This is a genomic window from Caulobacter sp. CCH9-E1, assembly GCF_001556515.1.
Lineage (GTDB): Bacteria > Pseudomonadota > Alphaproteobacteria > Caulobacterales > Caulobacteraceae > Caulobacter.
Window position 1 is genome coordinate 1 of sequence record NZ_LSJA01000249.1, and the last position, 6,614, is coordinate 6,614.

Below are 6,614 nucleotides of genomic sequence, written 5' to 3' on the forward strand. Positions count from 1 at the left end.
TCCCTCCGCCAGGGCCGCGTAGCCGATCAGGCCGCCGCCGGCCAGGACCAGGACGAGGGCGGCGCGCCAGGCCCAGCGGGTGGCGGCGAAGTCGTGGGTCAGCGGTGACAGGGCGGGCGCGGCCAGCATGGCGAACAGGGCCAGTATGGCCGGCTCCTGCAGGCCCAGGCCCGCGAAGGTGAAGCCCGCCCAGGCCGTCAGCTGGGCCAGCGAGACGATGGCGAGAACGCCGATCACGCCGGTCAGGGCCAGGGCCACGCGCTTGTCGCGCGTCCCGCCGATCCCGATGACCAGGGCGACGCCCAGGGCCGCGATCAGCAGCGGCCAGGTCAGCATCACCGTCGCGCCGGGCGCCAGGACCTGGGCGACGGTGGCGAGGATGAGCAGCACGACGAGACCGCCGATCCAGCCGCCTAGGGCGTCGGTCCGATGACCCAGGGCCAGCGCCGCCAGCACGCAGGCTCCGATCCCGAGGCCAAGGCCGACCGGATCGAAACCGCCGACCAGGCTGCAGCCCCCGCCCAGGACGAGGGCCACGACGCAGGGGATGATCCGGCTGGCGCCCCGCGCCATGGCGGTGGCGACGCCCAGCCCCGCGGCGATCGCCAGCAGGCCCGAGCCCCACAGCACGTAGTCGAAGCTGACCAGCAGATCGTAGTAGCGCTGGACGTCCCGGACCATCAGCAGCCGGCCGGCCAGGTGCAGGACGAGGGCGGCGGTGGTCGCCAGCAGCAGCAGGCCCGCCGCGCCGCGGGCGATCTCCCAGCCGCTGGCCGCGCCCAGGCTCAGAGTGCGCCAGCCGGCGAACGCCAGCAACGCGCCGGCAAGGCCCAGCAGCGCCCAGCCGACGATCGGCGGATAGCTGACCAGGAACTGGCCCAGCACGTCGGAATAGATCGCGTCCGGCGCCGGCGGCGGCAGTTCGTTCGCGTCGGCCAGCGCCCGGATCGTCGGCAAGGTCTGGTCGCCCACGTGCTGCAGGCTGCCGATCTCCAGATGAGCCGGCTTGGCCAGCGGCGTGTGATAGGCCAGCTGGTCGTCGATGAAGGCCAGGTTCAGCCCGGGAAAGCCCTTCCGCACCGCATGGGTGAAGTCGGTGTCGTTGGGCATCTTGGCGTAGACGGCCGACGCCAGCGAGTTGGCCGAGGGGCCCTTGGCGGCGCGGGCGAAGATGGTCATCAGCGCGCCGTTGTCAGGGCCGGTCTGGAACATCGACGCCCGGCCGGCGTCGCCCCGGGCCTCGAGGTTCACGACCAGGCCGACGCGCCCCGCCAGCGGGTCGCGAGCGAAGAAGGCCTCCGCCCCCAGCAGGCCCGCCTCCTCGGCGTCGGTGAACAGGAAGATGACGTCGCGCTTGGCGGGGCCGCCGGCTTTCAGGGCGCGGGCGATCTCGAGCGCGGCGGCGACGCCGGCCGCGTCGTCGGCCGCGCCGGGCGAGTTATGGACCGAGTCATAGTGGCTCATGACCAGCACGGCGGGCAGGTCGCGCTGGCTTCCGGCCAGCACGCCCGCCAGGTTCTGGACCGAGGCGACGGTCAGGAAGCGCGGGTTGCTGGCGTTGGCGTAGAAGCCTTGGTCGGGGCGGACCGAGACCTCCAGGCCCAACTCGCCCATCCGCGTCAGCAGATGATCCCGCACCTTGGTGATCTGGGCCGACCCCGTGGGATGCGGCGCCTGGGCTATGGCCGTGACATCGGCCATGGCGCGCTGAGCCGAGAAGGCCGTCGGCGGCGCGTTAGCGGGCAGGGGCGCCGGCGTCCGCAGGCTCCAGACGCCCAGCGCCAGGCCAATCACGAGGCAGATCCAGACTCCGAGGAAGCGGATCGTCTTCATGCTGGTCTCCCGGCGTCCATCGATACCCCCGCGCCATGCTGAGGTGATGCGGCGTCGTCCGAAAGACCTGAAATCGGAAAAGTTGAGCCCGGCAAGGAAAAGGGCGACCCGGTCGCCCGGATCGCCCTTCCCTCTTCCGAAAGCCCTCTGGGCCCTTGGCGGCCCGAGGGTTCCCCCTCCCGGTTAGAACCTTGAGCGCAGGGTCACGCCGTAGGTGCGCGGCGCGCCCAGGAAGGCATTGTAGGTGATGCTATCCAGCGCCGGATTGTAGGTGCTCTGGGTGGCGCTGAGTCCCGAGGAGCCTTGCAGCGGGCCGTTGAAGGCCACCTGCATGTACTTCTCGTTCAGCAGGTTCTGGGCCCAGAGCTCCATGGTCCAGCGCTCGTCCGCCGACCCGATGCCCACGCGGCCGTTCACCACCGTAAAGGCCTTCTGGACCTTTGGCGGGAACAGGTCCGAGCCGGTGTTATAGGACGACGAGTACTTGGCCCCGATGTTGAAACGCGCCTTCATGTTGTCGCCGACCGGCGTCTCATAGGTCAGCGAGCCCGAAGCCGAGTACTTCGGCGCCAGCGACAGGCGGCTGCCCGGCAGCAGGGCCAGGGCGTTGCCCGGATCGTTCGGGATCGGCTGCTTGCCGTACTTGGTGTCGGCGTAGGTGAAGCCGCTCTGCACCGTCAGGCCATGGACTGGGGTGAACCACAGGAAGTCGGCGTCGACGCCCTTGGACTTCACCTCGGGGATCGAGCGCACCACGAACGAGGTGCCCAGGAAGGTGTTCAGCTGGAAGTCGGTGAACTTCTGCTGGAAGACGCTGACGTTGAACAGGACGGTGCGGTTGAAGAGGGTGTTCTTCAGGCCGATTTCATAGCTGTCGACGAACTCGGCCGGGAACGAGGTGTCATAGATCGGCGTCACGCCCGCCCCGCCCGACGGCAGGCCATTGGACGACTGGGTGCGGTCGAGGTTGAAACCACCGCCCTTGTAGCCGCGCGCGAAGGACGCGTAGCTGAACACCTCGGGCGAGAAGCGGTAGGACGCCTTGATCGTGCCGCTCCACTCCTTGTCCGTGCGCTCCTGGTGCGTGCCGCGGCCGTTGAACAGCGCGTTCGCCCAGGGCAGGCAGAGATTGCCGATGATCGTGCCCGTGTTCGCTGCGCCGACGATGCTGGCGATCCGGGCCTGGCCGGCGGCCGACAAGGCCGTGCCGCAGCCGACGCCGCCGTCGGTGTTGGTCTGGTAGGTGTCGAGCTTCTTCTTTTCGGCGGTGTAGCGCAGGCCGGCGGTGATCTCGAACGCGTCGGTCACGTGCCAGGTGTCGTTGGTGAACAGCGCGATCGTGGTGGCGCGCTGGTCGTAGCGGTCGCGCAGGCCCTGGCCCGGCGCGAAGGACGTGTTGGGCGCGCGGTTCAGCAGCAGGGCGATGAAGTTGGGGACGCCGGCCGGATTGGCGGCGGAGCGCGACAGCAGGCGGCCCAGATACTGTTCGTAGTGGTTGCCGAAATAGAAGTTGGCCCGGTTCTCCAGGCGTTCGTCCGCCAGGAAGGCGCCGACCAGCCAATCGAATTTCTCGCTGCGGCCGGCCAGACGCAGCTCCTGCGTATAGGTGGTGAACTCGGAATAGTTCGAGCCGTCCTTGTTGCGGTAGGTGATGTCGGCCGTGCTGAAATCGCCATCCTGGCCGTTGTCGGTGCGCCAGTTGCGGATGGCCGAGATGCTGGTCAGCGAACCGAAGGGCAGGTCGATGTCGCCTTGCAGCGAAATCCCCTTGTCCTCGATCTTGGCCGGCGCGCCGCGGTTGGAATAGGCGACGCGGTCGAAGGGATCGGCGGTGGCGGCCACGGGGTTGGCCTGGCCTGACGCCGCGGCCAGGATGGCCGAGGTCGGGCCGGTGCGGATCTGCACCGCGCCGCAGCAGTTCTCGTCGCGGCGGCTGTAGTCGGCGATCACGCGGAAGGTCGAGCGATCGTCCGGAATGAACAGCAACTGGCCGCGGACGGTGTAGAAGTTCTGGTCGGCGTCCTGATCGCGCTTGGAAGGACCCGCGCCGGTGATGACGTCGTTGTAGCCGTCGCGCTGACGCGCCGCGACGTAGAGGCGGCCGGCCAGCTTGTCCTCGTACAGCGGCCCCGTGACCGAGGCGGCCGCGCCTTTGGCGTTATAGTTGCCGAAGGTCAGCTCGCCGTTGGCGCCGAAGCCGAACTCCGGCTCCTTGGTCATGACGTTGATGACGCCGGCCGAGGTGTTCTTGCCGAACAGGGTGCCCTGCGGGCCTTTCAGCACTTCGATCCGTTCCATCTCGCCAAGGTCGCCGAAGCCGACGCCGTTACGCGGGCGATAGACGCCGTCGATGACGACGCCGACCGAGCTTTCGAGGCCGGGGTTGTCGCCGACCGTGCCGACGCCGCGCACGCGGGCGGTGGTCGAGGCTTCGGAAGACGTGGAGGTCACGGTCAGGCCGGGGGTCAGGATCGTCAGATCCTTGATGTCCTTGACGCCGGTGTCCTGCAGAAGCTTGGCGCCGACGGCGGTGACCACCACCGGCACGTCCTGCAGGTTCTGTTCCCGCTTCTGAGCGGTGACGATAATGCTATCGACGGTTTGAACGTCGCTCGTTTGAGCCTGAGCGGCGCTCGAAGCGCCAAGACCAGCGAGGACGACAGCGGACGCAGTGCCGCAGAGCACCTGGGTGAAGCGCATTTCCTACCTCGGTTCGTTGGCCCGGAGACGCTTGCCCGCCCCCAGGCTTGTTTTTCGTTGCCCCGCTCGAACGATCGTTCGAATGGATGACCAAGGGTTAGGCGCCGCAAGGGTGTTCGGCAAGCGAAATCCCTTGTGACAAAACGGCCTAGCGCATCGTGTTGCCAGGATGTGACAACGTTCGCTGACCGTTGCGTACTTTCGAAGAAGGGTTGCGCGGTGAGCGCGGCGGCCTCATCTGGCGACCATGCCGCTGTCTCCCGCTTACCGTCCCGCCCCGCGCTTCCAGCTCCTGGGCCGCGAATTCGCCGATCCGGTCGAGGCCGCGGACTTCCCGCGGACGATCCTCCGCCATCGGAATGATCGCGCGGCGGCCGGCGTCGGGCTGGAAGGCCTGACCGACGCGGAATGGATCGCGCACTTTGGCCGCTTCGCGCCCTTGCCGGACAATCAGCCGGTTCCGCTGGCCATGCGCTATCACGGCCATCAGTTCCGCGTGTACAACCCCGACCTCGGCGACGGCCGCGGCTTCCTGTTCGCCCAGCTGCGCGAGGCGGGAAGCGACCGCCTGCTGGACCTGGCCACCAAGGGCTCGGGCCAGACGCCGTGGTCGCGCTCGGGCGACGGCCGACTGACCCTGAAGGGCGGGGTCCGCGAAGTCCTGGCCGCCAGCCTGCTGGAGGCCCTTGGCGTCCCGACGTCCAGGGCGTTCTCGCTGATCGAGACGGGCGAGGCCCTGACCCGAGGCGACGAGCCCAGCCCGACCCGCTCGGCCGTGCTGACTCGGCTGTCGCACAGCCATATCCGCTTCGGCACGTTCCAGCGCCTGGCCTATTTCGATCGCCGTGACCTGATCACCATCCTGATCGACCATGTCGTCGAGAGCTATTATCCCCACCTGGCCGATGCGCCGGATCGCCCGGCGGCGCTGCTGGAGGGGGTGGTCGCCGCCAGCGCCCGCTTGCTGGCGCGCTGGATGGCGGCCGGCTTCGTTCACGGCGTGCTCAACACCGACAACATGGTCGTCACGGGCGAGAGCTTCGACTACGGCCCGTGGCGCTTCCTGCCGCGCAACGACCCGAACTTCGTCGCCGCCTATTTCGACCAGTCGGGCCTCTACAGCTTCGGCCGCCAGCCCGAGGCGGTGTTCTGGAACCTGCAACAGCTTGCCGCCTGCTTCACCCTGGTGGGCGAGCAAGCTGGACTGCTGGCGGCGCTGAACGGCTTCTCCGACGCCTATCGCGTGGCCCTGCGCGAGGCGATCCTGGATCGGCTGGGCTTGCGGAGCCAGGGCCCCGACGCGGACGTGGGCCTGGTCAACGCCGCCTTCCGGGCCCTGGCCGACGGGGGCGAGGCGTTGCGTTGGGAGCCGTTCTTCTTCGACTGGTTCGGCGGCGAGGCGTCCGAGGGGCGGGCGCTGTCGGGCCCGCGCGCCGGCCTGTATGAAAGCGAGGCGTTCCAGGCCTTCCGCGCGCGCCTGGCCGACTATTCGCCCGATCGACCCGAGCGCCTAGCCGACCCGATCTTCCAGCGTCCGGAGCCCGAGGAGCTGATCATCGACGAGGTCGAAGCCCTCTGGGCGCCGATCGATCAGGCGGATGACTGGTCGCTCTTCTACGCCAAGCTTGAGCGGATCGAAGCCGCCCGGCGAGCCTACGGGCTGGGAAGGTTGCGTGGCGAAAAAGCCGCCCGCTGAATTTTTCCGTTCGAGCCCGGAACAATCGTCAAGGTTCCGTCTTACTGTTCCGGCACAGTGCCACCGACGAACGCCGTGCGGAGATTCCCGATGCGCATCTTCCAACCGATCATGCTGGTCTGCGCCGTAGCCATGTCGTTCGTGGGGGCGCTGGGCCTGCCGGGCTGCGCCCGCGCCATCGGCGAGTGCCTGCGCGACCGTCCCGAACTGGCCTAAAGCTAGAAGGCTCTAGGCGCTGAGCGCCTCAGGCGCGCGGGGACTGGCTGGCGTCAGGTCCTGTCGCGCCTGGATCGGGAAAGCGGCCAGGAACTGATCCAGGAACGCCCAGGTCGCCGCGTCGTGATCAAGGTGATGGGTCAACAGGCCCATCGGCTCGTCCCAATTT

The 6,614-nt window shown here is 68.5% G+C and carries 4 protein-coding genes; 2 read left to right on the forward strand and 2 right to left on the reverse strand.

Annotation, left to right across the window (positions count from 1 at the left end; genetic code table 11):
* Together AX690_RS13985 and AX690_RS13990 are read right to left on the reverse strand one after the other, a co-directional pair.
* Window positions 1-1,833, reverse strand: a 1,833-nt coding sequence (locus tag AX690_RS13985) for a M20/M25/M40 family metallo-hydrolase (protein ID WP_066730413.1), incomplete at its 3' end; no start/stop codon positions are given.
* Between the two features lie 183 nt (window positions 1,834-2,016).
* Window positions 2,017-4,533 carry a TonB-dependent receptor gene (locus AX690_RS13990; RefSeq protein WP_066684432.1) on the reverse strand — a complete coding sequence of 839 codons (2,517 nt, stop codon included), beginning with the start codon at window positions 4,531-4,533 and terminating at the stop codon, window positions 2,017-2,019.
* 247 nt (window positions 4,534-4,780) lie between these two features.
* Between AX690_RS13990 and AX690_RS13995 the strand changes: the two genes are divergently transcribed.
* Window positions 4,781-6,229, forward strand: coding sequence for a protein adenylyltransferase SelO (locus AX690_RS13995; protein ID WP_066684430.1), 1,449 nt, complete (start codon window positions 4,781-4,783; stop codon window positions 6,227-6,229).
* Window positions 6,230-6,319: 90 nt separating this feature from the next.
* The gene (locus AX690_RS22375) at window positions 6,320-6,445 is read left to right on the forward strand and encodes a hypothetical protein (protein ID WP_013077777.1); all 126 of its coding nucleotides are present in this window, start codon (window positions 6,320-6,322) and stop codon (window positions 6,443-6,445) included.
* The last annotated feature ends 169 nt before the right edge of the window (window positions 6,446-6,614 follow it).

Bases quoted from the DNA above. Each gene is read 5' to 3' on its own strand.
- AX690_RS13990 (WP_066684432.1), bottom strand. From the start codon at position 4,533: ATGCGCTTCACCCAGGTGCTCTGCGGCACTGCGTCCGCTGTCGTCCTC.
- AX690_RS13995 (WP_066684430.1), top strand. From the start codon at position 4,781: ATGCCGCTGTCTCCCGCTTACCGTCCCGCCCCGCGCTTCCAGCTCCTG.
- AX690_RS22375 (WP_013077777.1), top strand. From the start codon at position 6,320: ATGCGCATCTTCCAACCGATCATGCTGGTCTGCGCCGTAGCCATGTCG.